The following is a 24991-nucleotide window of genomic DNA, read 5'->3' as shown; positions in this document are numbered from 1 at the left end:
CCAATGAGAAGTGTTCCAGAGGGAGTTTGTATGAATACAGGAAACATCCGATACTGCACAGACATCCGGCAGATTTCCGCTCTGACAGAAAAGGAAAAAGCTCTCCTGGGACCGGTGGTCGAGCGTTTTCCTTTCCGGTCCAATGACTACTATCTTTCCCTGATTGACTGGAATGACCCGGCCGACCCCATTCGACGGATTATTGTGCCCAGTGCCGATGAACTGGAGCCGTGGGGCCGGCCTGACCCGTCCGATGAAAGCGCCTATACGGTGATGCAGGGCGTCGAACACAAATACAACACGACGGTGCTCCTGCTGGTCAGCGAGGTCTGCGACGGCATCTGCCGCTACTGTTTCCGCAAGCGGCTTTTTGCCCGCCAAAAGCAGGAGGTTCTTCGCGATTTGCCGGCCGCTCTCGATTATATCCGTTCTCACACCGAGATTACCAATGTGCTGCTGACCGGCGGCGACCCGTTCGTCCTGTCCACACGCAGGCTGGAACAGATTATCGCTCCGCTGCGACAGATTCCCCATGTGCAGATTATCCGCATCGGAACGCGCATCCCCGTTTTCAATCCGTTTCGAATTCTGGATGATAACGAGCTGATCACGCTGATTGAAAAGCATTCGCTGCCGGACAGGAAAATCTACATCATGACTCATTTCTGTCATCCGCGCGAATTAACCCCGGAGGCCCTCGAGGCCGCTCATCGTCTCCAGAAGGCCGGGGCCGTTCTGTGCAACCAGTGTCCGCTGATTCGCGGCGTCAATGACAACCCCCAAACTCTGGCTCTTCTGATGCGGAAGTGTTCCTTTGCGGGGATTGTGCCGTATTATCTGTTCCAGTGCCGACCTGCTCTGGGCAATCACGCCTACACCGTGCCGATTGAAGAGGGCTACGACATTCTTCGTCAGGCCAAGTCGATGGTTTCCGGCCTGGCCAAACGGCTTCGCTTTGTGATGTCCCATTCAACCGGCAAGCTTGAAATTATTGCCAAAACGGAAGAATACACCTATTTCAAATATCATCGGGCGGCCGATGACGCCGACAGCAGCCGCGTGCTGGTCTGCCGTTCCAATCCAAAAGCCTGCTGGCTGGATGACTATGAAGAAGTCATTCGCGATTACCCGCCGGAGCGTCCGTATCATTTCTACGGGCCGGAGTAATCTTAGGTCTGATTTACGGCGGACGACAAAAGGAGTTTCAGACCGGCCGGATGGGAATCCCCCGTTGGGCCAGATAGTCTTTCACCTGTCGGATGGAATAGGTTCCGTAATGGAAAATTGAGGCAGCCAGGACGGCATCGGCTCGGCCTGCTTCAATCACCTCCGCCATGCTTTCGAGTGTGCCGGCCCCGCCGGAGGCAATCACCGGAATTTCCACCGCCTCTGCAATCGCCCGTGTCAGGGCCACATCATATCCCGCCTGCGTGCCGTCGGCGTCCATGCTGGTCAGCAGGATTTCTCCCGCCCCCAGCTCCTGAGCCCGTACGGCCCATTCCACCGCATCCAACTCTGTCGGCTCCGAACCGGCCTTGACACACACATGCCAGCGGTTTGTTTGCCCGGGAGTGCGTCGGGCGTCAATCGCCAGCACGACGCACTGGCTGCCGAACCGGTACGCCGCTTCTGAAATCAAGTGGGGATTGCGCACCGCCGCCGTATTGATGGAGCATTTGTCCGCACCGCTTCGCAGCAGGAGCCCGATTTCATCGGCACTGGAGATTCCGCCGCCGACCGTAAAAGGAATAAACACCCGCTCGGCCACCTTTTCCACCATCTCCACGATAGTTTTGCGAGAGCGAATCGTCGCCGTAATATCCAGAAAGACCAGCTCATCCGCCCCTTCTTCGCTGTAGCGGGCCCCCAGTTCCACCGGGTCGCCTGCATCCCGCAGATTGACAAAGTTCACCCCTTTGACAACCCGGTTGTCTTTGACATCCAGACAGGGGATGATTCGTTTGGTCAGCATACCGTCTGCTTCTCACAGAACCGTACAAAGTTTTTCAAAAACCGCAGCCCGTCGGCCGCACTTTTTTCCGGATGAAACTGACAGCCGAAGATGTTTTTTTTCTGCACGGCGGCGGGGATTTTGATTCCATATTGTGTGGAGGCAATCAGGGTTTCCGGGTCGGAAATCTCTGCATAGAACGAATGTGCGAATGCAAAATGCCTTCCCGGCCGCATCTCCTCCAGCAGGGCCATCCCTTCCGGGATTTCCACATAATTCCACCCCATATGCGGAATCGTCAGCCCCAGATTTTTGGGAATCGGCACCACCTTGCCGCGGATAAGTCCCAGGCACCGATGCACGCCCATCTCATAGGTTTCCTCAAACAGGATTTGATAGCCCACGCAGATGCCCAGCAGGGGCTTGCCGGCTGCGGCTTGTTCTTGAATGACCTCGGCAATGGGGGCGACATTCTGCATCGCATAGCCGCTGGCCCCGACCCCGGGCAGAATCAGCCCGCGGGCCCGGCGGATGTCGGCCGGTTTGCACGAAACCTCAATCGGGGCCCCAATGTACCGGAATGCATTAATGACACTCCGCACATTCCCCACACCGTAATCAATAATCACCAGCATTTCCCGAAACCGCCAAGAAGAAAAGAATGGCTCCCAAAGTGAATCCTCAGGGGCAGTCCTGAAGAGAAACAGCAAACGGAGAGGGCGGGATTCGAACCCGCGGTACCCAAAAGGGCACACTGGTTTTCGAAACCAGCTCGATCAGCCGCTCCGACACCTCTCCATATCCGGCCGTTGGGCCTTCACGCCCTTTACCATATCAACTTCAGCTGGTTTTTGCAATCAGGAATGAGGGTTTTTCTGTCCGGTTAAAGGAAAAGGGGCTGAATGTTCACTACGGAAAAATTTTTCGGCTTATATATGCCATATCGCATAGACAATATCGCCATTTTCTTCTTTTCTTTTATGCTTTTTTAACAGTTGGTTCATTCTTGCCTAACAGCGTCTCATTACAAATTTCCCCGTGCTGCTGCGGTGTGCGCCGCAGGTGTCGTGTGTGAAGTGTGTCCAAACCGGTGTGTGTATGAAAAGCAGGGAACGTTTCAGGAAAGAAAGGGAAAAGTATTATGAAGAGAATCACAGCAAGTCTTTTGGTATGTGGGCTTCTGGTGGTCGGCATGGCGCAGGGGGCCGAGATTTTGGTCACCAGCGATATTACCACTTCGACAACCTGGACAGCCGACAATACCTACAATCTGCAAACGCAGATTTATGTTCTGCCCGGTGCAACTCTGACGATTGAACCGGGAACGATTATCGCCAGCACGCCGTCAGCCAACGGTGCCGGGTCTCTGGCGGTCTGCCGCGGAGCCAAAATCTATGCCGTCGGAACGGCTCTGAAGCCCATTATCTTCACCTCGAAGAATGATGATTTCAAAACCTGGCGTCCGGTCTGCAATGAGTGGGGCAACCTGACCATTATGGGCAGGGCCATGATTTCCAACACCAACATTCTCAATCAGCAGTCCTGCCCGCTCGGGTCTAACGTCTCTCCGATGGAAGGGCTCGTGGAAGAGTTTCCGGGTGATACGCGGGTTCTTTACGGCGGCAACGATGACGACGATGACAGCGGCTCGCTGATGTATGTTTCGATTCGCTACGGCGGCCGCGTGGTCGGTTTGGCCAATGAGCTCAATGGGCTTTCGCTCGGCGGTGTCGGTCGCGAAACGGATATTGCTTATCTCGAAATTATGAATAACGTGGATGACGGCATCGAAATCTGGGGCGGAACCGTCAATCTGAAGTATGTGAGCATCTGGAACGTCGGCGATGATTATTTTGACATCGACCAGGGCTGGAGAGGCAAGGCCCAGTTTGGCTTGATTGTTCAGGGATACAGTGCGGATGCGGCCCAGGGTTCCGGTGTCTGCGACCACTGCTTTGAGATGGACGGCGCCGAAAACTCCGACGCCCAGCCGGTTACGACTGCGAACATCTACAACTTTACGGCTATCGGACAGCCTCTGGCCGGTCGGGCCGGAACCGCCTGGAGAGGCAATGCCCGCGTCCAGTTCCATAACAGCATCTTTATGGACCTCGGCACGAACCTGGTCCGGTTTGACAACGCCAGCGACAACGATAACGGCTATGCTTACAACGGCACCCTCACGTGGGCGGAGACTTGGACCACCAACTACGATGAGGCCTGGAATAAGTCCAACCCCAAGACCGGCGGACATCCGAATGTCAGTTGTGCTACGGCTGCCGATCTTCAGAAGATGTACCAGGCCCAGACCTCCGGTAAGCTGGCTGAAATTAACTACTGCGTCTTCTACAACAATAATCACTCACAGGCGTATTCCAACTCTAACGGTTATAACTATGTGGCCGGTCTGAGCGGCAGCAACTGCGTCGGAAATATTTTCGCCACGCAGAGCCCGATTCGGGCCCTGGTTCGCGGCGCGGATGTAACGGCCGGCGGCAAGACCCTCAAGCCGGTTGTGTTCATTGACCCCCGGGCGGCCAACGATGCTTTAACACCGGCTCCGGCGGCTCCGGCGGACGGGTTCTTTACTCCGGTCACCTATCGCGGCGCCTTCAGCGCATATGACAACTGGCTTATCGGCTGGACGGCCGCTTATCAGTACGGCATGACCGGCCTGAAGGGCGATGTCACCGGCGATGACCAGGTGAATCTGGATGACATCTCCGTTCTCAGCGAGAACTGGCTCCTGAGTCTGTAAATTGAACTTCGCACCAGACTGGAAGTAAGGAATGGGGATGGCAGAAGACGGCTTCTGCCATCCTTTTTTGTTTCAGTCCGGTCGGGTCTAACCGAAACCTAATTGTTTCCAAATATACCGAACACAAAATCCGTATAAAGTCCCGCGAAATACTCAAAATCAGTTAGACAAGCCCGGCTTGTCGGAAAAGGAAAGACCTATGAAGACGATGATTCGTTTGCTGTGGATTGGCATTCTGACCGCCGCCGTTTGTGCAGCGGCGGAAAAGAAGAGCCTCCCTTCTTCGGCTCCGAGCGAACCGGAGGCGCAGGAATTGCAGGATCAGCCCCTGGAACCCTGGCGGCTTGAACTGCTCGATTTGGCATTCGAAACCGCCGCGAAAATACCGGTCAAGCCGCATTTGAAGGACCGAAGCCGCGCGCAGGCTATGGTAGTCGAAACCGCACTGAAACTGGACCAGCCCGGACGGGCGCTTCGATACCTGCAGAGAATTGACAACTGGAGACGCGGGGCCTGTCTGGCGGATTTGGCCGTGTATGCAGCCCGTCGCGGGAAAGCACCGCTGGCGGAGCAGTATCTCCGACTGGCCCGGGAAATTGCCGAAAAAGGCCTGCCCAATGCCTCTCCGGAGCCCGTTCAGGAATGGCGTCAGGACCTGATTAAGTCCAAAATCGCTCAGGTTTATGCTCAGCTCGGGCAGCTCGAAACCGCCCTCAAAGCTCAGGAGGGGCTGGAACCCTCTCAGCGGGGAAAGATGTTGCTCGGCAAGGCGCAGCTGCAGCAGAAGGACCTGTTCGACAAGGAAGTACAGCGGCTTGAATCGGAATTGAAGCGGAACAATGAAGACGTCCGCAACAACGTTCTTTTTTCGTATGCACAGATGTACGATATGGTGTATGACCAAAAAGAGCAGCGGACTGAACTGGAAGAGAAAATCAGGAACTCCTGGTCGCCGCTGCCTGCCTTTCTTCGAATTCGGCTGCTCACGCAGCTGACGGAGGCCGCTCTGGAGCATACCGATTCCGCCAAAGCCCTCGAACTGCTCGAAGAGGCCCGGCAGCTTTTGGACAAATATCAGTGGCCGGATGAGACGCTGTTTGCCCTCGGGGCTCCCCTGGCGGCTCTTCGATACCGGGCCGGACAGCGCGAGCAGGCCCAAAAAGAAGCCCAGGAGCTTCTGAAAACCTACGAAGCCAGAAGACAGGCCATCTTTAATATCTATCGAGCCGCCGCTCTGCGGCCGCTGGCAGAGGCCTATGCGAAAATGGAGGACAAGGACGCCGCGCTGGCTCTCTACAAGAGAGCGGTTGAAGAGGGGGTCGAAAATCCCAATTCCCGTCCTCGGGCGGAGGATTTGGCGGCCACCTGCTGTTCGATGGTCCTGTCTGCGGTGGAACCGGATGCGGAATTGCGGGAACGGATTCGTCAGATTCACAAAGGATTAGGCCAGCCATGGTAAAACAGACGGCGTGCGGGGCTCTGGTCTGGCTGCTGGTGCTGGCTGTAGGACAGCCGGCTCAGGCTGCTGAGGGCATCGGGAGCATTCGCGGAACGGTCTATGACAGCGATTTCGGGATGCCCCTCGGGGCGGCCTCGGTTGTGATTGCAGAGCTCGACGCTTCCGTCCAGACCAATCAGGACGGCCAGTTTCTGTTTCCGGAAGTGGCGCCCGGAACCTATACCCTGATTGTTTCCAAATCCGGTTATACCCGTCTGGTTCGCTCTAACGTGCTGGTGCAGGCCGGCCAGATGACCGACCTGAATGTATCATTAACGGGCGATTTCACGGATATTGAAGAGTTTGTGGTGGAAGACCTGCAGATGGGGGCGGGCACAGAAGCGGCGCTGCTGGACCTGCGGATGGAAAGTCCGGCTCTGATGGATTCCATCAGCGCCGATTTGATGAGCCGGGCCGGCGCCTCGGATGCGGCCAGCGCCCTGCGTCTGGTTGCCGGAGCCACCGTTCAGGATGGGAAATACGCCGTCATTCGCGGTCTTCCCGACCGATACGTCAATTCCCAGATGAACGGCGTGCGTCTGCCCACGGCCGACGCCGACAAACGAGCCGTCCAACTGGACCAGTTTCCGGCCGCCGCCATCGAGAGCATCCAGGTCAGCAAGACCTTTACGCCCGACCAGCAGGGCGATGCCTCCGGAGGAGCGGTCAATATTGTTCTGAAGGGAGTGCCCAATGAACGAACGCTCAAGGCCGATTATTCAACCAGCTGGGATTATCCTTCTGCCGGAAGCCGCTTTTTAGGGTATCGAGGCGGTGGCGTCAACCGGTGGGGCAAAGATGAAGGAGAACGGGATATTCAGTATGACCGACTGGGAATGAACTGGACCGGGGCGGTCGGCGTCAGTCCCGTGGACGAACCGCGCGATTACAAATGGTCTCTGTCCGGCGGGGATAAGTTTGATTTGGCCGACGGAACCCGAATCGGGGGATTCGGCAGCTTCTTCTACGAAAAGGACAGCTCCTATAAGGAGGGACGGGATGATACCTACTGGGTCCGCAGTCCCGGTCAGCCGATGACGCCGCGTCAGTCGCAAATTGAGGGATGGGATGCCTTTAAGACCTCGCTCTGGGACATTCGGGAAAGCACTCAATCTGTTCAGTGGGGCACCTTAGGCACGGCCGGCATTGAGCTGGAAGATCACCGGTTTTCTATTTTGTATCTTTATACACGGGTTGCCGAAGACACCGCCACGCTGGCCGAAAATACACGGGGCAAGAAAAATCTGCATCGATACTGGCCGAACTTTTTCGGGCCTGAATATGACAATTATGACCCGTATGACCCGGACCATCCCGGCAACTCCGAATCACCGGATGCTTCCCCGTATCTGCGTTCGGAAACACTCGAATATACCGAACGGACTACCCGCACCCTTCAGTTCAGCGGGCGTCATACATTGTTTGATTTGGACCTGAGTCTGGGCCGCTGGCTGCGGACTCTGCCGCCGGAGGTGGACTGGAAAATCGCCTACAGCTCCGCCGGGATGGTTCAGCCCGACAAGCGGATGCTCGGCACCAAATGGTATCCGCTGATTGAAGGCGGCCGAGTGGTTGGACAGCATCAGCCCTTTAAACCCTCCGCCAACTTTACGATGGGCTATCTCCAGAGAGTCTGGAAAGAGATTACGGAAGACAGCGAGCAATATCAGATTAATCTGAAACTTCCGTTTGAACAGTGGGGCGGTCAGGAAGGATATCTGAAATTCGGGTTCTTTGAAGACACCGTTACCCGTCGGTACGAGCAGGAGTCGTTTGCGAATTTTGCCGACAATCTAATGGGCCCCAAAAGGCCGTGGGAGTTCTATTGGAGCAGTACATTTCCGACCGAAAATCACCCCATTACGGCCGGACAGGTTGATGTGGACTATAAAGGTCTGCAAAAAATCTCTGCCTGGTATTATATGATGGATATGCCCCTGACTTCCCAGTTTAACCTGATTGGCGGCAGCCGAGTCGAAAAAACCACCCTCGAAATCATCAATGAGCCGGAATCCCAGGTTTTCTGGTATCCCAAAGGTTCGTACACTGCCGTAAAACTCAACCCCGGTGATGCGGATGTCTCGACGCAGCAGACCGATGTCCTGCCTTCTATCGGATTTCAGTATCGTCCGTGGGACCCGATTACGCTTCGCGGCTCCTACAGCGAAACCATCGCCCGCCAGACCCTCAAAGAATTGACCCCGATTATGCAGAGTGAATACTTAGGCGGCGATGTCTTTATCGGGAATCCGGACCTGCAGACCAGCTCCCTGAAAAACTATGACCTGCGGCTGGATTATACCCCGTATGCGGGCAGTCTCTTTTCCCTCTCCTGGTTTCATAAAAAAATCAAGAACCCCATCGAGTACGTTCAGCGGGTCACTGCCTCTTTTGACTTCACGACCGCTGTCAATTATCCCGAAGGCCAAATGAGCGGCTATGAACTGGAAATTCGTCAGGACCTGGCTCGTTTTTGGGAGAATCTGCAGGGGGTTTCTGTCGGAGGCAACGCCACCCTGATTGATTCTGAGGTAACTCTTCCATCCGATGAGGCCGAGCGATTCAATCATCCCAATGTTCGTGCGCCGATGACCAAGCGAGATATGACTAACGCTCCCAAGTATCTGTATAATCTTTACCTGACCTACGACGTACCTGAAGTCAAAACGCAGCTGGCCCTGTTTTATACGGTGCGAGGCGATACCCTCGTGGCTGGTGCCAGTCCGGGTGCCGGTCAGACCCGCGTGCTGATTCCCAGTCTCTATGAAACCGAGTACGGCACGCTCAATTTCAGTCTGACCCAGCCCCTCGGGTCTATCTGGAAACTGAAGTTTCAGGCCAAGAACCTGCTCGACCCGGAAATCAAAACCGTGTACCGCTCCAAATATATCGGAGAGGATGTAACCAAAAGCTCGTATCGGAAGGGAATGGAGTTTTCCCTGAGTCTAAGCGCATCTTTTTAGGACGCAGCAGAACCGCAAACTTACCGGAACCAAACAGGATTTTAATAAATCCCTAACAGGATAAGGGTAGAGTCCTCTTGTTCCGGGAAAGCAGAAAGAAACCGAAACCGATTCAGGAAGGATGTTCATAAATGAACAGAAGTCTTTCAGAAAAAGCAGGTTGCGGAAAAAGGCATCCGGTGTTTAGGCCGTCCGGCATGCGTCGATGGCTGTTCGGGCTGGCTGCCGTCGGCCTTTTCTTCTCCGCGGCTCGGGCCTCGGAGACCGCCGAGACACTCGAAACCATCCGCACGGCCACAGAAAAATGGGTGGAAACGCAGCGGATTCTGTCGAAAGAAAAACGGGATTTTGCCCTGGCCAAGGAGCTGCTGGCCGAACGGATAGCCCTGCTGGAGCGGGAGATAGAATCGGTTGAAAATAAAATCCGCGAAGCGGATGCCAGCATTGCCGAAGCCGACCGCAAACGCGATGAAATGCTCGAAGAAAAAGAGCGGCTGCTGGATGCCTCTTCTGTGCTGAAAAAGCTCGTCAGCCGGATGGAGGAGCGGGTTTGTGCTCTGCTGGAACGTCTGCCCGAACCGCTTCGTCAGCACGTCAAGCCCCTCAGTCAGCGGATTGCCGCGAAATCGGATTCGTCCCGCCAGTCTCTGTCCGAACGCTTCCAGAATGTGGTGGGCATTCTGAATGAAGTGGATAAGTTTCACAAGGAAATTACGGCCGTCAGCGAAATCCGCACGCTTCCGGACGGCACCTCGCAGGAAGTTGCCGCCGTCTATGTCGGCATCAGCTGCGGATATTTCAGCAATCCGGCCCAGACCGCAGGCGGTTTCGGATTTCCGGATGAAAACCGGTGGAACTGGACCGTGAAACCGGAGATCGCCGGCTCTGTCAGCGATTTAATCGCCATATTGAAAAATGAGAAAACCGCTTCTTATGTTCTTCTGCCTTTAACCATTCAGTAAATAAGGAATCAGCATGATACGGTCTTTTCGAACAATCATTCTGCATCGAACTCTGGCCGTCATTCTCCCGGCTCTGGGGCTTGTTTCCGTCGGATACGGTCAGAACCAGACGGCGGATGTCAATGCCTCCGTTCAGAAAATTCAGCAGAAACTGGATGACAGTCTGGCCGAACTGGCTGCCTTCCGGCAGCAGATGGCCGAGGAGCTGCTGCCTCTGAACCGGCGAATCAACGAGCTGGAAAACCGGCTGCTCGAAGTCCGCCGGCAGTACCAGCAGACTTCCCGCCTGCTCGACGGACGCACGCTGGACCTGAGCACCCTCCGCAATGAAATCAAGGCCCGTCAGGAGGAGGCGTCTTATTTGTCCGGCCTGCTGGGAGAATACATCCGCAATTTCGAATCTCGCCTTCATATTGCCGAACTTCAGCGGTATCGGTCAGTGCTCGAAGAGGCCAAACTGGCGGCGGAAAACCGAACCCTCAGTCCGATGGAAATCTATGAAGCGCAGGGCCGTCTGCTCCTGACGGCTCTGGACCGTCTGGAAGAAGCGCTCGGCGGGGCCCGCTTCGAAGGCACCGCCGTAGATTCCACCGGTCTGGTGCAGAAAGGGACATTTGTCCTGCTGGGGCCGATTGCTTTGTTCCGTTCTCATGACGGGCGAGTTGTGGGCACCGTAGAACAGCAGCTCGGCTCTCTGGAGCCGACCGTTCTGCCGTTTGAAAATCCGCAGATTGCCCAGGCCGCCGCCGAACTGATTGAAACATCTCAGGGGCTGTTTCCGCTGGACCCGACCCTCGGCAATGCCCGCAAAATTGAACAGACTCGTGAATCCCTTCTGGAGCATATTCAGAAGGGCGGCCCGGTGATGATACCGATTTTCGCCCTGGCGGGTGCGGCGTTTCTGGTGGCCTTGTTCAAGTGGTTCAGCATGCTCTGGATACGAATGCCCTCCGCCAGAAAAATCAACGCCTTTCTTAAAGCGGTCTCGAAAATGGATTCCGCCGAGGCGAAGGAAAAAGCCCGCGCCATCCGGGGCCCGATTGGACAGATGCTCCGGGTCGGTGTCGAGCACATGAACGAGCCGCGGGAGCTCGTCGAGGAGATTCTGTATGAAAAAATCCTGGCGGTTCGTCTGAAACTGGAGCGGTTCCTTCCCTTTATTGCTGTCAGCGCCGCCTGTGCACCGCTGCTGGGGCTTCTGGGAACGGTGACCGGCATCATCAACACCTTTAAATTGATTACCGTGTTCGGCTCCGGAGATGTCAAAACCCTTTCCGGCGGCATCTCTGAGGCTCTCATTACAACGGAATTCGGTCTGATTGTGGCGATTCCTTCGCTGCTGATTCATGCTTTTCTGTCCCGCAAATCCAAAGGGATTCTCAACCAGATGGAAAAGACGGCCTTTGCGTTTCTGAACGAACTGGCCAAAGCCGCCGCCCATGCCCCGTCGGTTTCGTCGGCTCCGGCGGCCGCCGCTGAACCGGTGCAGGAACAGCCGGCCGTCCAGCCGTCTGTCCAGATTCCGCCGTTTGTGCAGGCGGAACCGCAGACCAAAATCGCCGAAATCCTTGTACAGATTCTGGCCCTCGAAAACGAGGATTCTCTCGAGCGGATTTTTGTCGTGGACAAGGCCGGCAAATACCTGGGTTCCGTGCAGGTCCAGGAGCTGCTGGCCCGGCCTGCCAATACGCCTCTGGAGCTCCTGCTCGACCGCAAAGACTCCTTTATCCGAATTGATGCGCATCCCCGACAGGTCCAGAAGGCCTTTGAGCAGCACAGAGATGCTCATCTGCCGATTTTGGACCACCAGGACCGTCTGGTCGGCCAGATGAGCCGAAATGCATCAAGTCGTCAGGAGGTCCAGTGAGCGAACTGAATCTTCCCAATCAGATTTCCGAGATGCTTCGGTTTCTGCCCGAACCGATGCAGAGGTTTCTGGGGGAGGCCTGGAGCATCTGGCTGTCCGGCGGGTGGGCCATGACGGCCATCGCCGCCGTGGGTATTGTGATGTTCGGGCTGGGGGTTCATCTGTGGCTCCGATTTGCGGAAAAGGGATTTACCCGAATCCGCGAAAAAACCTGGCGCCAGTGGCTCGAACAGCCGAATCTGCGCCGGGGTACCGTCGGACGAATTCTGAACGAAGTAAGCGGTTTTTCCACACTGAAAGACTGTGTTTTGTTCTTTGAAGAACTCAAAACCGCCGAGCTGGGACCGTTTGAAAGAGACCTGCGGGTGATGAAAATCTGCGTCGGACTGGCGCCACTGCTCGGTCTGCTGGGAACCGTTACCGGGATGCTGGCGACGTTTTCGGCGCTGGCGACCGGCAGCGGCGGAGAAAAAACCATGGCGATGGTGGCCGGCGGCATTTCCGAAGCCCTTATCACGACGGAAACCGGTCTGATTATTGCTTTGCCGGGTCTGTTTTTTCATTATCAGCTGGTTCGAAAGCAGAACCGATACAGGGCCTTTCTGGCTCATTTGGAAACCGTCTGTACCCAGCATCTTTATAAACAAATCCTCCGGTCAAAAGGAGACAACTGATGGGACGTTTTCGTTCAATCGCATCCGATGACAATCAGGATGTCGGGATTGACATTTCCCCGCTGATGGACTGCGTCTTTATTCTGCTGATTTTCTTTATTGTGACGACCACGTTTGTGGAGGAGACCGGAATCGAAGTGGACAAACCGCAGGCGGCCTCCTCGGTGCGTCTGGAGAAAAACAGCATCCTGATAGCGCTGACCGACAAGGGACAGGTGGTGTACGGGGGACGCGAGATCGGCTTTAGCGGCATCCAGCCCCTTGTGAAGCGCATGCTGCAGAAAGAACAGGTGCCCGTCATTATTCAGGCCGATCAGGGGGCTCCGTCCGGCCAGCTGGTTCGGGTCATTGATGAGGCCAAACTGGCCGGCGCGGTCAAAGTGAGTGTCGCGTCTCGACAAGGCAGCCCGTAAGCAGGTGGGATTGGCGGCATATGCGTGCACTGTTTCGCTGGTTCTGGAGAGTGTTTCAACGTCTGGCGGTTCTGCTGGGCGGCATCGGGTTGACCCTGCTGTTTTTCCTGATTCTGCCGCTGATGCAGACCCTGGCCAAGCCCCCTGCGGCGGATTTGATTCTGCGTCCTGTTGATACAGCCAGACTGGATGCTCCGCCTCCGCCGCCGGAGGAAAAGCCGCCGCAGGAACCGGAGCCCGAAGACAGTCCGCCGGAGCTGACCGAAGAGGCGCCGCCGCTGACGCTCGAGCAGCTGACGCTGGCGCTGAATCCGACGCTCAGCGGAAGCTGGATGGAGGGAGATTTTGCCGTCTCCCTGCAGAATGTTGCGGCGGAAACCAAAAACGCCGAGGCCCTTTTTTCGATTGCGGACCTCGACCAGAAGCCGCGGGTGATTTATCAGCCCAGTCCGCTGATGACCAAAGAGCTCCGGAAGAAAACGCCCGGAACGGTCTATATTATTTTTGTCGTCGATGAACAGGGACGGGTCGAAAATCCGACCGTCCAGTCCAGTACCGACCCGATTTTCGAAAAGCCCGCTCTGAATGCCGTCAAACAGTGGAAATTTGAACCCGGCCGGCGAAACGGTCAGCCGGTGAAGTTTCGTATGCGGGTACCGATTACGTTTCCGAAAGGATAAAAAGCATGGTTTCTATGATTCGTCGTTCTGCGATTCTGGCTCTGATGGTGAGTGTATCTCCGTTTAGCGGGGTTCTGTGCCGGGCGGAGGAATCGGCACGGCCGCTGCCGGAGTCTTTTTTGTCCTTCTGGAATCAGCCGTCCTTCCAGCAGCGTCTGGCGGAAAGCTATCTGGCGGAGACGGATATTGAGCCCCGCCTGACTGCCGAAGAACGCGAGCGGCTTCTGAAAATCCTGAATCTGATATCGTCGGATAAAATGAACGAGGCGGCTTCTGCTATTCAAAAAGAGCTGACTCGAAACGCCGCTGCCAGCGCCGTTTTTGATTTTACGCTGGCCAACATTTATTTTCAGCAGGAGAAACTGAATGAGGCGGCCGCTGCTTATCGGCAGGCCGTGCAGAAGTTTCCCAAATTTCGGCGGGCATGGCGCAATTTAGGCCTGATTTGCATCCGGAACAGCGATTTTGCCGGTGCCGCCGCCGCATTCACCAAAGTGATGGAGCTGGGCGGTTCCGATGCCGTCACCTACGGTCTGCTCGGGTTCGCCTATGCCTCGCTGGATGACCATCTGGCGGCCGAGTCGTCCTACCGGATGGCGGTTTTGCTGGACCCGGCTACAATGGACTGGAAAATGGGGCTGGCACGAAGTCTGTTCCGGCAGGAGCGGTACCCGGAAGCCGCCGCCCTCTGTGAATCACTGCTCCGGCAGACCCCCGACCGAGCGGATTTGTGGCTTCTTCTTGCCAACGCCTCTCTCGGAATGAACAAACCGCTCAAAGCCGCCGAGATTTTTGAGTGGCTGGACACCCTGGGCCGTTCGACCGCCGAAAGTCTGCTGCTTCTGGGCGATATTTACATCAATGAAGAACTGTATGAATCCGCGGTCAGGGCCTATACCCGGGCCCTCGAGCAGAAACTGTCTGTGCCCGCCGAACGGCTTCTTCGGGCCTCCAGAGCCCTGATGGCCCGCGGAGCGCTGGCGGAAAGCCGGCAGCTGCTCGAGCGGATGCAGCAGGCCTTTGAAGGACAGTTCACTGATGCTCTGAAGGTGGAAATGCTCAAGCTCCAGGCCCGGATTGCTGTGGCCGAAGGCGCCGGCAGTGAAGAGCAGATTCGCCTGCTGGAGGAAATTATCGCGATTGACCCGCTGGACGGAGAGGCCCTCATCCTGCTCGGACAGCACTGGGGCAAGATGAATAATTCGGAAAAGGCGGTCTTTTACTTCGAGCGGGCGGCGGCCATCGAGAAATACGAAGCCCAGGCCCGAATCCGCCATGCCCAGCTGCTGGTACAGCAGGGCAAGTATGAAGAGGCCATTCCGCTGCTTCGGCGGGCTCAGCAGATTGACCCGCGCGACAATGTCCGCGAATACCTCGAGCAGGTGGAACGGGCCGCCAAATCCCGCTGATTGCTGCTCCGATGAATTGTATCCGGATTTGCGGAATTCTGCTTGCCACCGAATGGCTCTTTGGAGCCGGTCTGTGTGCTTTGGCCCAGAGCGCTGCGGACAATCCGGAAACGGCCGTACTCCTTCAGCAGGCCCAATCGGGAGATGCCGGGGCCCAGTATCTGCTCGGCTTCCTGTATGCCGAAGGCCGTCAGCTTCCTCAGGATTGGTCTCAGGCCGCTTACTGGTATCGGGCGGCGGCCCTTGCCGGGGATGCGGATGCTCAAATTGCTCTGGCGGCTCTGTACGAAGAAGGCAGGGGAGTACCGCACAATCCTGAACAAGCCCTGTTCTGGTATCGGCAGGCGGCTCTGTCGGCCAACGGCTGGGCACAGCTGTTCCTCAGTCTTCGACTGGCGGAAACCCAGCCCGTTTCCTCCTATGTGTGGGCCCTGCTGGCGGAGCTGAACGGGGTTGATGCTTCCGAGCAGAAAAAAAATCTGTTGGCTAAGAAAGAACAGGACCTGCTTGTTGATGCACAAGTCCGTCTGGGTGAACTTGTCCGGCGACATCCGTATCTGACGGAACGCATTTCAGGGCAGGTCCGATATGTTTCAGAAGATGAGGGATTTTCCGTCTTGTTTCCTTCGCCTCCCGTTCAGCACCGGCTTGAGCAGGACCCGAACAGTTATACCGTTTCCTGTCAGGCCGCTGCGGCGGACGGCCGCACCGCCTATCATCTGACTGTCCGGCGGTTTTTGTCTGATTCGGCCGACCGTCCCTCTTTTCAGCAGGGCTTTATTCAGGATTATCTGGCTGCCCGGGCCCGTCTTTCCTCGGACGGCCGGCTTGTCCGCCAGACGACGCTGTATTTCGGACATCCAGCCGTTCTGTTTAAACACACCGTCCCGGCCGCCGAAGGCCGAAGCATTCACCAGGGCCTTCTTGTTTTTGCCGGACGGACCTTTCTCGTCCTGACCTGCGTCTTTCCGGAAACGGCCCCGCCTCCGGATTTCCCGTTCTTTGTCAACTCTCTCGATTTCCCGCAAATCGGCTGCGGCCCGGTGCTGTAAGCCGGGCCCGCACTTGGTGCATTCATCGGGTCTGGAAGACGGCTCTTTATGAAAATTTAACTTAACCGCCCCGGCCCGCTCGCCGATGGCTTGCTCCGGAAACAATCTTTTTCAGGAGCACAAAATATGGCGGACATCATGGGATTCAGCTGCAGGGCGGAAAACGGCACCAATCGATTCAGCGGGATGCTGATAGGGGTGTTTTTATCGGTCTTTACCGCCGGCTGCAGCGGTTCATTCGAAAAGGGATGGAGTGCGTATCAGCGCAAGGAGTATGATGCGGCGGCGGAGATTTGGAGTCAATCGGCTGAATCCGGAGATAAGCGGGCTCAATTTTATCTGGGCCTGATGTACGAAGAGGGACTCGGTGTTGGACAGGACCCCCAAAAGGCCGCCTACTGGTATGGGTTGTCTGCCGAACAGGGGTTTTCTCCTGCACAAAACAATCTCGGCCTCTGCTACTGGAACGGACAGGGAGTCGAGCGGAATCCCGACCGTGCGGCGGAACTGTTTGCGGCCGCCGCGGAGAAGGGGCATCCCTGGGCCCTGCAGAATTACGGTCTGCTGTCGTTGCGGGGCGAGGGAACGGTCCAGGACCCCGTCCGGGCCTTTGGGCTGGTTCGCAGGGCCGCTCTGGATGGAAATCCGCAGGCCCAGTACACGCTGGGGATGATGTATCGGGAAGGCCTGGGCACCAAACAGGATGTTCGAAAGGCCGCCAAATGGATGAAACAGGCCGCCAATCAGGGCTATGCGCCGGCTCAGAATATGCTCGGCCTTCTGTATGAGGACGGACAAGGGGTCATTCAGTCCTATCCGCGGGCGGTCTATTGGTATGAACAGGCCCAGAAACGCAATCTGCCCGCTGCGGCCAACAATCTGGCCCGTATGTATCTGAAAGGCCGCGGCGTCAAACCCGATTCGCAGAAAGCCCTCGACCTGCTTCGCCCGCTGGCGGAAGCCGGAATTCCTCAGGCTCAGGCCGGATTGGGTATTCTGTATCTGGAACAGGAATCGCCGGATTATGCCCAGGCGCTTTCATGGCTTCGGCCCGCCGCCGAGCAGGGCGTTTCCGCCGCCTGTCATGCACTGGGGCTGATGTATGCCAACGGCCAGGGTGTCCCGCAGGATTATGAACAGGCCGAAAAATGGTATCGCGGCGCCGCCGAAAAAGGATTTGCTCCTTCTCAAAACAATCTGGCCCTGATGTATTATCAGGGTTTGGGTGTGGAACAGGATTATCAGCAGGCGGCCGAGTGGTTCCGAAAAGCTGCTCAGCAGAATGCCGCCCCCGCCCAATATGCCCTCGGATGGCTGTATTACAGGGGCTGGGGAGTTGAACAGAATCTCCACGAAGCTGTCGAATGGTTTCGGCGTGCGGCCGAAAACGGATTCCCTCGGGCGCAAGCTGCTTTGGGCAAGATGTACCTAAAAGGACAGGCCGTACCGAAGAATTCATCCGAAGCCCAAAAATGGCTCCAGGAAGCCCAGCGGTCAGCGTCAACACAAAAGGAGCCCGACACCCGCGCGGGTGCCTGGGCTTATGCAAAGGCCGAATCAAGGTGATGCGGCGCTGGGACTTATGAGGCCCGGGTATTCGGCTTTTGATGAGCCGTTTTAATTGCCGCGGCAATTCCCGCCGTCAGCACCAAAGTCAATAGACCGCCGGCAATCCCGGATACGCTTGTCCCGACATCCACGGCGGGCCAGTGTTCGCTGTCGGATTCTTCCGCGTGGGCCGTCTTGAAGCTGTAATCCGGCAGAATCGCTGTTTTCTCCTGGATTTGAGCCAGAGAGGAATGAATGCCTTTTTCCGGCGATTCCAGTTCTTCTTTGCCCGATACCCGCGCCATCGACCATTCCAGTCCATCCGGATGAGTCGAGGCAAACCAGCTGGCCGCTCCGCCCAGCACAAGGGCCGCTGTCAAAAACACCAACGCCGTCCTGCGAATAGAGGAGCCGGGCAGGGCGGTTTGCGGCGAAAGGATGATTTGCGGCTTGTTTTGCAGAACAAACAGGACGACCGCCGCTGTAGCCATCCCTTCCACGATTCCGATCGCCAGATGAATCGGCTGCATCGCCAGCACAAACAGCCCAAACGGAAGCTCGGTGATGCCGGACAAAACCGTTTCCATCACGACAGAAAAGGCCCCCAGCTGAAGACCGACAACTGCTGCCAGCATCGAGCCCCAAACAACGCGTTTTCGAGTCGGATTTTTTCCGGCAATCGGCTGGTAAATTAACGGATAGGCAACAAAACAGGTCCAAAAACCCAGATTAAAGATGTTGCACCCGAGAGCCAGCAATCCGCCGTCGGCAAAAAACAAGGCCTGGATAACCAGAATTGAGGCCATTGTCACGAACCCCGCCCAGGGTCCCAACAGAACAGCCAGCAGCAGCCCGCCGCCCAGGTGCCCGCTGGAACCGGTACCCGGAATCGTAAAGTTGAGCATCTGGGCCGCAAACACAAACGCCCCGGCTACCCCCATCAGCGGGATTTTGCTTTCCTGAAACTCCTGCCGGATTTTTCTGCACGAATAGCCCAGCAGACCGGCGCTGACAGCCCACATCGTCCCGCCGACCGCCGGCGACAGCAACGCATCCGCCATATGCATACAAAGCTCCCTGTTTTAGAAAAATGTCATTCTTGTCTTAAATTAAATTATCCCTGTCTTATACGGTCATTCCCGCGACCTGTCCTTCGAAGCTTTAGCGAAGAAGGAAGGCGGGAATCCAATCGTTCAACCCCGCTGTCTTTTCCGTGTTCAGAACGTAATCACCGTCCGCACGCCCGCCACGACGGCATCTTTCGACCCGCCCATCCCGCCCGGATTGGTCACATACTGAATCGACGGTGTAATGGTCATCCAGCCGGCCGCCTTCCAGGCGTAGTACGCCTCCAGCACACTTTCAAAATCTTCCGTAAACGGGCTTCCGCTGTGGTCGCTTAATACCCCGTGTGCATAGCCGACGCCCAGCACATCCGCATCGCGTCCCTCGAAAAGCCCTTCATACTGGATGCCGCCGCTGTAAAACCGGCTGACGGCGTTCGACCGCCCATTCGCATAGCCGTAGCGGAAAAAGGTTCCGAGCCCCTGGCTGTCGTCCGGATTGCTGTTTTCTTTGCAGAGCATCTGGTCAAAGCTCAGATAAAAGCCTGTGTCGTCCCGATAGAATCGGCTTTCATCCAGAGCGGGTTTCGGCTGCGGGTCGTACCAGACACCAACGCGATACGTTCCCGGCAGGGCCCCCTTGGCGGAGGAAAAGACAGGCGTCAGCCCCGTCTCGGCCATATACACAAAGTAGTCCTCCTGATGAAAGGCGGTGTTCAGCCCTGTTTCCCGCTTGTCCGCCTGAGCGTCCGCCGCTCCGAAGGAGATATACCACAGATCAGAAGGCGCCCACAGGACGATTGCTCCAATCCCGTAATCCGGAAACGGAATCGTCGGGTTGTTCACGAGGGCCGAATTGAGAAACTGGGTGTTTTCATCGTTGGCATATCGGCTGCAGTCAAACGAGACCGGACAGCCCCGGCATTCAAACCCGCCGGTCATATCAATTTTCCCAAACCGCACCCGAAGCGTATCGTCCCAAAGACTCTGCTCGTACCACAGTTCAATCAGATTGAAGGCCTCGCGCGGGGCAAAATCCCCGTTGACGCCGAATAATGACTGAACGGAGGTTGCGTCAATATCGCGCCGGGGCCATGTTCCTTCGGCATGCAGATACAGCGTGCCGCCTGTCAGACCGGCCAGCCGCTCCATATCCGTATCCAGTTCGAGGTCATAACTGCCCGACCAGCGCCCCTGATGCCGATGCGTACTGATTCCCCCGCGGGCATTCTGCTGGTAAATGCTTGTCAGACTCAGCCCGAGCTGAACCCCCGACGGTTCCCAGAGTTCATTCAGACCCGCAAATCCATTGGTCAGCGACTCCCGCTGCCAAAAATTCTCGTTTCCTTCTGCACGGCAGACCCCTTGAACCGCCGACACGATGACAGCCATCAAAAGAAGATTTTTCATTTTGTTCCTTTCTTTGATAAAAAGCGTTCTCTTCTCACATTTCACAAAACTGGTCTGATTATCCTGCTTTGTGTTCAATACAACACTCATTCCCGCATTCCCGAATATGAAAGAGCATTTTCAGTCCGGCGGCAAGCAAAAAAAACAGTGTGCCGACCAGAACAATGCATGCGCCGGTCGGCAGACGGAGAAAATAGGAGATCACAAGGCCGAATCCGGCGGACAGCACGCCGAACAGCATCGCCAGAAAAACAACCGCTCGATAGCCCCGTCCGAGCAGATAGGCCGCTGCCGCCGGACAAACCAGCAGACTGAACAGCAGCAGCCCCCCGACGGTCTGGAGCGTCACGGAAATCATCAGCCCGGTCAAACACAGGAAAAGAAAATAAATCAGCGTTGAATACGGGCGCGTGGCGGCTGCCAGAGAACGGCTGAAGAGAATGGCTTTCATTTCTCCGTCAAAAGCGGTGAGAAACAAAATCAGCAGTCCGAACAGAAGGCCGCTCAGCGCTGCCGTATCCCAGCCTGCAAACAGGACATTACCCCACAGCAGGGCCAGCATTTCGCTGCGCCGGTTCTGTTCGATACCCACTCCCAAAAACACAAGCCCCATCAGAAAGGCCAGCAGAACCGCTTGGCCGGTATTGGCGTCCAGCCGGTTTTGATGAGCGGGCAGAAAGGCCGCCCATCCCGAAGCCGCCGTCGACAGCAGCACGGCTCCGATTATCGGATTCTGATTCACAAGAGCCGCCGCAACCGCTCCGACCATCGCCGCGTGGGACAGACAGCTTCCGATGAACGGCATCCGCATCCCGACGATAAAGACCCCCAGCAGACTGATTCCCATTCCGCAGAAAAGGGCCGTCAGGATAATGGGCAGAAAATAGGCATCCATTTTTTGTTCCTTGTCATCTGTCGGCCGGTCCGATTCGATACAGTTCCGTCGTGCGGTCCGAGAAATCCTGACGGCTTCCGGCAAACCGCACCCGTCCGCACTCCAGAAGAACAACCTGCCGGCAGCACTCCGGAATCCAGTCCCAGTCATGGGAAATCATTACAATCGTCAGCGAATATGTGGAGTGCAGCCGCTGCAGAATCTCGCCGAGCTGTTTTTTCCAGAACGGGTCCAGATAAGTTCCCGGCTCATCCAGCAGCAGCAGTCGGGGGTTGGCGGCCATGGCCCGGGCAATCAGGACCTTCTGCTGCTGTCCGCCGGACAAGGAACGGAATGTCTGCCCGCTTTGTTCAGCCAGCCCCATCTCATCCAGTCGCTGCAGGACGGTCTGCCGGTCCTGGGCCGTTTGCCGGCCGAACAGGCGGCCCGGCAGTCCCATCGAGACCACCTCCTGCACGGTAAACGGCAGATGGGCGTTGGTTTCCGTCTGCTGAGGAACATAGCCGATTGGATTGCGGTACGGTCCGAATCGTCCTTTCCAGCCGCGGAAAATCTCCTGTCCGTTGAGCCGCACGATTCCCCGTGTGGGGCGAATCAGACCGCAGCAGACCTTCAGCAGGGTTGTCTTGCCGGCTCCGTTGTGACCCGCCAGCACGGTAAAACCGCCTGCCGGAATGGTCAGCTGTTCCACCGACAAAATCGTCCGCCCGCCGCGGCGGACCTGAATATCGGACAGAGAAATCGAAATCGCCATCCTGCACCGCTTTTACGGCAAAAGGGTTTCAAGATTCGTTTCCAGCATCTGAAAAAACGGGCTTTTTGCGCCGCTGTTTGCGGAAGGAAAGTTGCTCAGGACGGCGGCGCGTGCCCCCAGTACAGCGGCCATTCGCTCCGCCGGCCCCGTGCCTTCCTGCCGGTTGGCAAGCAGCAGACGCACCTGATGCCGTCGGCCGATTTCCAGACAGTCGGCAATTTCTGCGGGATTCATCTGGTCAGCCGACCGAAACATCCCGACGACGTTCAGACCCAGCCATCGGGCGAACTCGGCCTGATGACGGGACGCCAGAACCGGCTGATTCCGAAGGCCGGCTTGCTCCATCCGCATTTGGATTTGTTCTGCGGCTTGATGTACCTGAAGCTCCAGCTCGGCCATCCGCCGAGTCAGGAGGGCTTTGTGTTCAGGAAAAGAAGCTTCAAGGGCCTCACAAACCTGTCGGCACACCTGAAGATAAGTCTGCGGAATACAAAGCCCCGGCGGCGCCTCAATCGGTCTGATCGGCAGATTCATTCGCTGAAGCTGTTTTTCCAGCCCTGACTGAAAATCAAATCGAAGCAGAACGCGGCTGTTTCGAAGCTGCTGAAGGCAATCCGGCGACAGGTCGAAATGGCCCGGACACATCCCCGGCTCACTCAGACAAAAGACCGGAACCATTCCGTCCGTCAGGTCCCTTACGGCTGAGAGCAGATATGTGTTGGTGACAGCAATAGAAGCCCCTGATGTCTTGTCTTCCCGCCCTTGTCGGCATCCGACAATCGGCAAAAGAATAAGGCCCAAAACCAGCAGAATATTTTTCGAATTCACGGCCGGCTCTCCAATGTTCCCAGTTCCCATCCGTTTTTCATCCGCAGACGAACCAGAAAACCTTTTTGCAAATCGCCGCTCAGCCAGGTCTGGCGGGGGACCGGATAGCGTCCCCCGGTTTCCGTCCAGAGCTGTTCTTCATCAAAATTCGGCCCCAGACTGAACACAACCCATTCCACCGGCGACTTTTCCGGTTCGGAATACCATTGTCCTTGCTCCTCCTGAAGACTGCTTTCGGCCGGAAAACCGTCCGGCACCCACAATCGGCTCCGAATCCAGCGGGAAATCTGATTGCGGTCTCGGATGCATTCCCCGACGCTGCGGTATTTATAGGTATATCCCGGATGAAATTTGTCTTCCATCTGCACGGCTTTTGCTTCTCCGAGCGAAACGCCGGGCAGGTAATCGCCCTCCGCTAATTCTCGCGGCAATTGGTACAAATGAGCCCGCAGGGAACCGGCGCTACAGTCCTCCCGCGTCGGCGGGTATTTCCGCCGGTCGCTGAAATAACAGGTCAAGGCCGCACTGACCTGCCGAAGGTCAGAATGAACCGCCAGAATTTTGGCCTGAAGCCGAGCCCGACGCAGCGAGGGAACCAGAAGGGCAATCAGCATCCCCGCTGCGGCCAGAACGCTCAGCAGCTCAAGCAGGGTAACCCCTTTTTGATGAAAGAATCTTACGGACATCCGCACAAGCCCGGCACCATCGTCAGCCATTGTCCGGCCAGTTCGGCTAGGTCATACAAATCGACCGAATAATCCGAATTCAGGTCGCCCGGCAGATTTCCTCGTCGATGTCCCCGATCGGTCAGCACCAGACCGTTGCCGTCATAGTTCGGCACCCACAGACGATACCCGTAATTGCAAAGGGTGCATCCCGGTGCTTCCTGGTCCAGAATCCCGATTATATCTATCCATCCCTCCGGAGCGGGATATTTCAGAAACCCTTTTCCGATTCCCAGTTTTACCGGGAACGTGCGTCCCAGTCCGTCTTCAACGGTCAGGGTCATATCAGGCCCCCAGTTTGCCGGATTGATAATCCGAACATTTTCTATACGGACAAGCCGTCCCTGATAATATTCCGGACCGCTGTTGCGGTTGGGGTCAAAGATGAACTGGTTCTGAGCATCTTTCAGGTCGGCCAGGGTAATGGCTTCCGGCTCGGGCAGACCGACGGCCGGTTTGACCAGCTCAATTTGAAAATCAAAGAACGGATTTTTTTGGTGCTGCTCGTTGATATTGGTTTTCCCTCCGTAAAATTTGTACCAGCCCGTCACACGGATTCGATCGCCCGGAGCAAAAAAATACCGCGTGACGGGGTCCGCATTAATCCGGCACAGCTCCGCCAGCAGCTCTTCATGGGTATAACTGTCATTGGGATTGCCTGTGGTGACCTTGTGATAGTATTGCCCCAGCCAGACGGCCGTGCCGGCATGGTCATCCCCCTCCCCCTGAAAGTATATCTGCCATTGCCCGCCCATAAATCCGGTTCCCGGGGCGGGATTGAGGATCATTTCGGGGGCATTCAAAACAATCCCCTCCAGAACCACCTTGTCGGTTGCATTGTAAGTGCCGACTCCATATTGGTTTACGGCTTGCAGCTGACGGTGTGTAATCACGGCGACAGTCGGTTCATCGGCCCGCACGCACACCGCGGCGGAAACGAAAAGAAGAACACCCAGACATGGCTTCATAACCCTTCTCCTGAAAAAGCGCATACTATTTACATATTTTTGCTACCAGAGTGCATAAAAATATAGATTTCGTGCTACTGTGTCAAATAAAAATTTGTTTTTTTGCCGGCTGTATTACAATCTGTTGAAAACGGGTTTGGAGTGTTGAAATATGAGCAAAATTGAACGCGTGGGAATCTCGCTGGAGCAGGAGCTTCTTGCCAAATTTGACGGCCTGATTGAAAAGCAGGGGTATCCGAACCGCTCCGAGGCCGTGCGTGACCTGATTCGGGCGCGGCTGGAGCAGCAGCAATTGGCCGACCCCTCGGCGGATGCCGTGGCGGCGATTCTGTTAATTTATGACCATCATCTGACCGGCTTGACTGCAAAACTTACCCATCTTCAGCACAGCCACCTTCTCCATATTATCACCACAACCCACGTCCATCTGGACCATCACAATTGTCTGGAGGTCATTATCCTCAAAGGGAAAGTAAAGGAAATCCAGTCGCTGGCCGACCGGATGACCAGTCTGAAGGGGGTCAAATTGAGCCGTGTGAATATTATGTCGGCCACAGGGGCTTAATAGGGCC

At 56.3% G+C, this 24991-nt stretch carries 22 protein-coding genes and 1 tRNA gene; 13 read left to right on the top strand and 10 right to left on the bottom strand.

Features of this window, described 5'->3' with window-relative positions; translation table 11 throughout:
* Nucleotides 1-30 precede the first annotated feature (30 nt).
* Nucleotides 31-1167, top strand: coding sequence for a KamA family radical SAM protein (locus tag WHS88_06015; GenBank protein ID MEJ5259727.1), 1137 nt, complete (start codon nucleotides 31-33; stop codon nucleotides 1165-1167).
* Between the two features lie 37 nt (nucleotides 1168-1204).
* Here the strand turns inward: WHS88_06015 and hisF are convergent, their stop codons facing one another.
* The 3 genes from hisF to WHS88_06000 all read right to left on the bottom strand — a co-directional run bounded on the left by hisF (nucleotide 1205) and on the right by WHS88_06000 (nucleotide 2749).
* Complete coding sequence (gene hisF, locus WHS88_06010; protein MEJ5259726.1) at nucleotides 1205-1972, bottom strand: imidazole glycerol phosphate synthase subunit HisF; 768 nt, start codon at nucleotides 1970-1972, stop codon at nucleotides 1205-1207.
* Nucleotides 1966-2586 (bottom strand): imidazole glycerol phosphate synthase subunit HisH, encoded by a 621-nt coding sequence (hisH, locus tag WHS88_06005; GenBank protein ID MEJ5259725.1) that lies wholly within the window; start codon nucleotides 2584-2586, stop codon nucleotides 1966-1968. Before hisH ends, hisF begins: the two co-directional genes overlap by 7 nt.
* Nucleotides 2587-2662: 76 nt before the next feature.
* Nucleotides 2663-2749, bottom strand: a tRNA-Ser gene (locus WHS88_06000).
* A 343-nt stretch (nucleotides 2750-3092) separates the two neighbouring features.
* On the opposite strand from WHS88_06000, the gene WHS88_05995 reads away from it, so the two are divergent.
* The 11 genes from WHS88_05995 to WHS88_05945 all read left to right on the top strand — a co-directional run bounded on the left by WHS88_05995 (nucleotide 3093) and on the right by WHS88_05945 (nucleotide 17793).
* A complete protein-coding gene (locus tag WHS88_05995) occupies nucleotides 3093-4709 on the top strand; it encodes a hypothetical protein (GenBank protein MEJ5259724.1) in 1617 nt (538 codons plus the stop codon).
* Between the two features lie 199 nt (nucleotides 4710-4908).
* Entirely contained in the window at nucleotides 4909-6168 is a 1260-nt protein-coding gene (locus tag WHS88_05990) for a hypothetical protein (GenBank protein MEJ5259723.1), read from the top strand.
* Complete coding sequence (locus WHS88_05985; protein MEJ5259722.1) at nucleotides 6162-9170, top strand: TonB-dependent receptor; 3009 nt, start codon at nucleotides 6162-6164, stop codon at nucleotides 9168-9170. Before WHS88_05990 ends, WHS88_05985 begins: the two co-directional genes overlap by 7 nt.
* A gap of 131 nt (nucleotides 9171-9301) precedes the next feature.
* The gene (locus tag WHS88_05980; protein ID MEJ5259721.1) at nucleotides 9302-10132 is read left to right on the top strand and encodes a DUF3450 family protein; all 831 of its coding nucleotides are present in this window, start codon (nucleotides 9302-9304) and stop codon (nucleotides 10130-10132) included.
* Between the two features lie 13 nt (nucleotides 10133-10145).
* Complete coding sequence (locus tag WHS88_05975) at nucleotides 10146-11999, top strand: MotA/TolQ/ExbB proton channel family protein (protein MEJ5259720.1); 1854 nt, start codon at nucleotides 10146-10148, stop codon at nucleotides 11997-11999.
* Nucleotides 11996-12673: a MotA/TolQ/ExbB proton channel family protein gene (locus tag WHS88_05970; protein MEJ5259719.1), complete on the top strand. Its 678-nt coding sequence runs from the start codon at nucleotides 11996-11998 to the stop codon at nucleotides 12671-12673. Before WHS88_05975 ends, WHS88_05970 begins: the two co-directional genes overlap by 4 nt.
* Nucleotides 12673-13086 carry a biopolymer transporter ExbD gene (locus tag WHS88_05965; GenBank protein ID MEJ5259718.1) on the top strand — a complete coding sequence of 138 codons (414 nt, stop codon included), beginning with the start codon at nucleotides 12673-12675 and terminating at the stop codon, nucleotides 13084-13086. The genes WHS88_05970 and WHS88_05965 overlap by 1 nt, the downstream gene beginning before the upstream one ends.
* A 20-nt stretch (nucleotides 13087-13106) precedes the next feature.
* Entirely contained in the window at nucleotides 13107-13766 is a 660-nt protein-coding gene (locus tag WHS88_05960; GenBank protein MEJ5259717.1) for an energy transducer TonB, read from the top strand.
* A 14-nt stretch (nucleotides 13767-13780) separates the two neighbouring features.
* Entirely contained in the window at nucleotides 13781-15175 is a 1395-nt protein-coding gene (locus tag WHS88_05955) for a tetratricopeptide repeat protein (protein MEJ5259716.1), read from the top strand.
* A gap of 11 nt (nucleotides 15176-15186) precedes the next feature.
* Nucleotides 15187-16227 (top strand): tetratricopeptide repeat protein, encoded by a 1041-nt coding sequence (locus WHS88_05950; GenBank protein ID MEJ5259715.1) that lies wholly within the window; start codon nucleotides 15187-15189, stop codon nucleotides 16225-16227.
* Between the two features lie 126 nt (nucleotides 16228-16353).
* Nucleotides 16354-17793 (top strand): SEL1-like repeat protein, encoded by a 1440-nt coding sequence (locus WHS88_05945; protein ID MEJ5259714.1) that lies wholly within the window; start codon nucleotides 16354-16356, stop codon nucleotides 17791-17793.
* Nucleotides 17794-17807: 14 nt separating this feature from the next.
* Here the strand turns inward: WHS88_05945 and WHS88_05940 are convergent, their stop codons facing one another.
* From WHS88_05940 to WHS88_05910, 7 genes are all read right to left on the bottom strand, one after another.
* The gene (locus WHS88_05940) at nucleotides 17808-18836 is read right to left on the bottom strand and encodes an energy-coupling factor ABC transporter permease (GenBank protein MEJ5259713.1); all 1029 of its coding nucleotides are present in this window, start codon (nucleotides 18834-18836) and stop codon (nucleotides 17808-17810) included.
* A 156-nt stretch (nucleotides 18837-18992) separates the two neighbouring features.
* Entirely contained in the window at nucleotides 18993-20249 is a 1257-nt protein-coding gene (locus WHS88_05935) for a carbohydrate porin (protein ID MEJ5259712.1), read from the bottom strand.
* 58 nt (nucleotides 20250-20307) lie between these two features.
* A complete protein-coding gene (locus WHS88_05930; GenBank protein ID MEJ5259711.1) occupies nucleotides 20308-21144 on the bottom strand; it encodes a metal ABC transporter permease in 837 nt (278 codons plus the stop codon).
* 13 nt (nucleotides 21145-21157) lie between these two features.
* Nucleotides 21158-21898, bottom strand: coding sequence for an ATP-binding cassette domain-containing protein (locus tag WHS88_05925; GenBank protein MEJ5259710.1), 741 nt, complete (start codon nucleotides 21896-21898; stop codon nucleotides 21158-21160).
* Between the two features lie 12 nt (nucleotides 21899-21910).
* A complete protein-coding gene (locus WHS88_05920; GenBank protein ID MEJ5259709.1) occupies nucleotides 21911-22726 on the bottom strand; it encodes a zinc ABC transporter substrate-binding protein in 816 nt (271 codons plus the stop codon).
* On the bottom strand, nucleotides 22723-23442 hold the full coding sequence (locus WHS88_05915) for a hypothetical protein (GenBank protein MEJ5259708.1): 720 nt from the start codon (nucleotides 23440-23442) through the stop codon (nucleotides 22723-22725). The genes WHS88_05920 and WHS88_05915 overlap by 4 nt, the downstream gene beginning before the upstream one ends.
* Nucleotides 23403-24419, bottom strand: a complete 1017-nt coding sequence (locus WHS88_05910; protein MEJ5259707.1) for a hypothetical protein — start codon at nucleotides 24417-24419, stop codon at nucleotides 23403-23405. Before WHS88_05910 ends, WHS88_05915 begins: the two co-directional genes overlap by 40 nt.
* A 151-nt stretch (nucleotides 24420-24570) precedes the next feature.
* Here WHS88_05910 and nikR point away from each other — a divergent pair, with 151 nt between their 5' ends.
* Nucleotides 24571-24984, top strand: a complete 414-nt coding sequence (gene nikR / locus WHS88_05905) for a nickel-responsive transcriptional regulator NikR (GenBank protein MEJ5259706.1) — start codon at nucleotides 24571-24573, stop codon at nucleotides 24982-24984.
* Nucleotides 24985-24991 lie beyond the last annotated feature (7 nt).

Source organism: Anaerohalosphaeraceae bacterium, from assembly GCA_037479115.1.
In the GTDB taxonomy this organism is placed as follows: domain Bacteria; phylum Planctomycetota; class Phycisphaerae; order Sedimentisphaerales; family Anaerohalosphaeraceae; genus JAHDQI01.
The sequence above is the reverse complement of the archived record's forward strand: the minus strand, read 5'-3'. Positions and strand labels throughout refer to the sequence as shown.

Bases quoted from the DNA above. Each gene is read 5' to 3' on its own strand.
- WHS88_06015 (MEJ5259727.1), top strand. From the start codon at position 31: ATGAATACAGGAAACATCCGATACTGCACAGACATCCGGCAGATTTCC.
- hisF (MEJ5259726.1), bottom strand. From the start codon at position 1,972: ATGCTGACCAAACGAATCATCCCCTGTCTGGATGTCAAAGACAACCGG.
- hisH (MEJ5259725.1), bottom strand. From the start codon at position 2,586: ATGCTGGTGATTATTGATTACGGTGTGGGGAATGTGCGGAGTGTCATT.
- WHS88_05995 (MEJ5259724.1), top strand. From the start codon at position 3,093: ATGAAGAGAATCACAGCAAGTCTTTTGGTATGTGGGCTTCTGGTGGTC.
- WHS88_05990 (MEJ5259723.1), top strand. From the start codon at position 4,909: ATGAAGACGATGATTCGTTTGCTGTGGATTGGCATTCTGACCGCCGCC.
- WHS88_05985 (MEJ5259722.1), top strand. From the start codon at position 6,162: ATGGTAAAACAGACGGCGTGCGGGGCTCTGGTCTGGCTGCTGGTGCTG.
- WHS88_05980 (MEJ5259721.1), top strand. From the start codon at position 9,302: ATGAACAGAAGTCTTTCAGAAAAAGCAGGTTGCGGAAAAAGGCATCCG.
- WHS88_05975 (MEJ5259720.1), top strand. From the start codon at position 10,146: ATGATACGGTCTTTTCGAACAATCATTCTGCATCGAACTCTGGCCGTC.
- WHS88_05965 (MEJ5259718.1), top strand. From the start codon at position 12,673: ATGGGACGTTTTCGTTCAATCGCATCCGATGACAATCAGGATGTCGGG.
- WHS88_05960 (MEJ5259717.1), top strand. From the start codon at position 13,107: ATGCGTGCACTGTTTCGCTGGTTCTGGAGAGTGTTTCAACGTCTGGCG.
- WHS88_05955 (MEJ5259716.1), top strand. From the start codon at position 13,781: ATGATTCGTCGTTCTGCGATTCTGGCTCTGATGGTGAGTGTATCTCCG.
- WHS88_05950 (MEJ5259715.1), top strand. From the start codon at position 15,187: ATGAATTGTATCCGGATTTGCGGAATTCTGCTTGCCACCGAATGGCTC.
- WHS88_05945 (MEJ5259714.1), top strand. From the start codon at position 16,354: ATGGCGGACATCATGGGATTCAGCTGCAGGGCGGAAAACGGCACCAAT.
- WHS88_05940 (MEJ5259713.1), bottom strand. From the start codon at position 18,836: ATGGCGGATGCGTTGCTGTCGCCGGCGGTCGGCGGGACGATGTGGGCT.
- WHS88_05935 (MEJ5259712.1), bottom strand. From the start codon at position 20,249: ATGAAAAATCTTCTTTTGATGGCTGTCATCGTGTCGGCGGTTCAAGGG.
- WHS88_05930 (MEJ5259711.1), bottom strand. From the start codon at position 21,144: ATGGATGCCTATTTTCTGCCCATTATCCTGACGGCCCTTTTCTGCGGA.
- WHS88_05925 (MEJ5259710.1), bottom strand. From the start codon at position 21,898: ATGGCGATTTCGATTTCTCTGTCCGATATTCAGGTCCGCCGCGGCGGG.
- WHS88_05915 (MEJ5259708.1), bottom strand. From the start codon at position 23,442: ATGGCTGACGATGGTGCCGGGCTTGTGCGGATGTCCGTAAGATTCTTT.
- WHS88_05910 (MEJ5259707.1), bottom strand. From the start codon at position 24,419: ATGAAGCCATGTCTGGGTGTTCTTCTTTTCGTTTCCGCCGCGGTGTGC.
- nikR (MEJ5259706.1), top strand. From the start codon at position 24,571: ATGAGCAAAATTGAACGCGTGGGAATCTCGCTGGAGCAGGAGCTTCTT.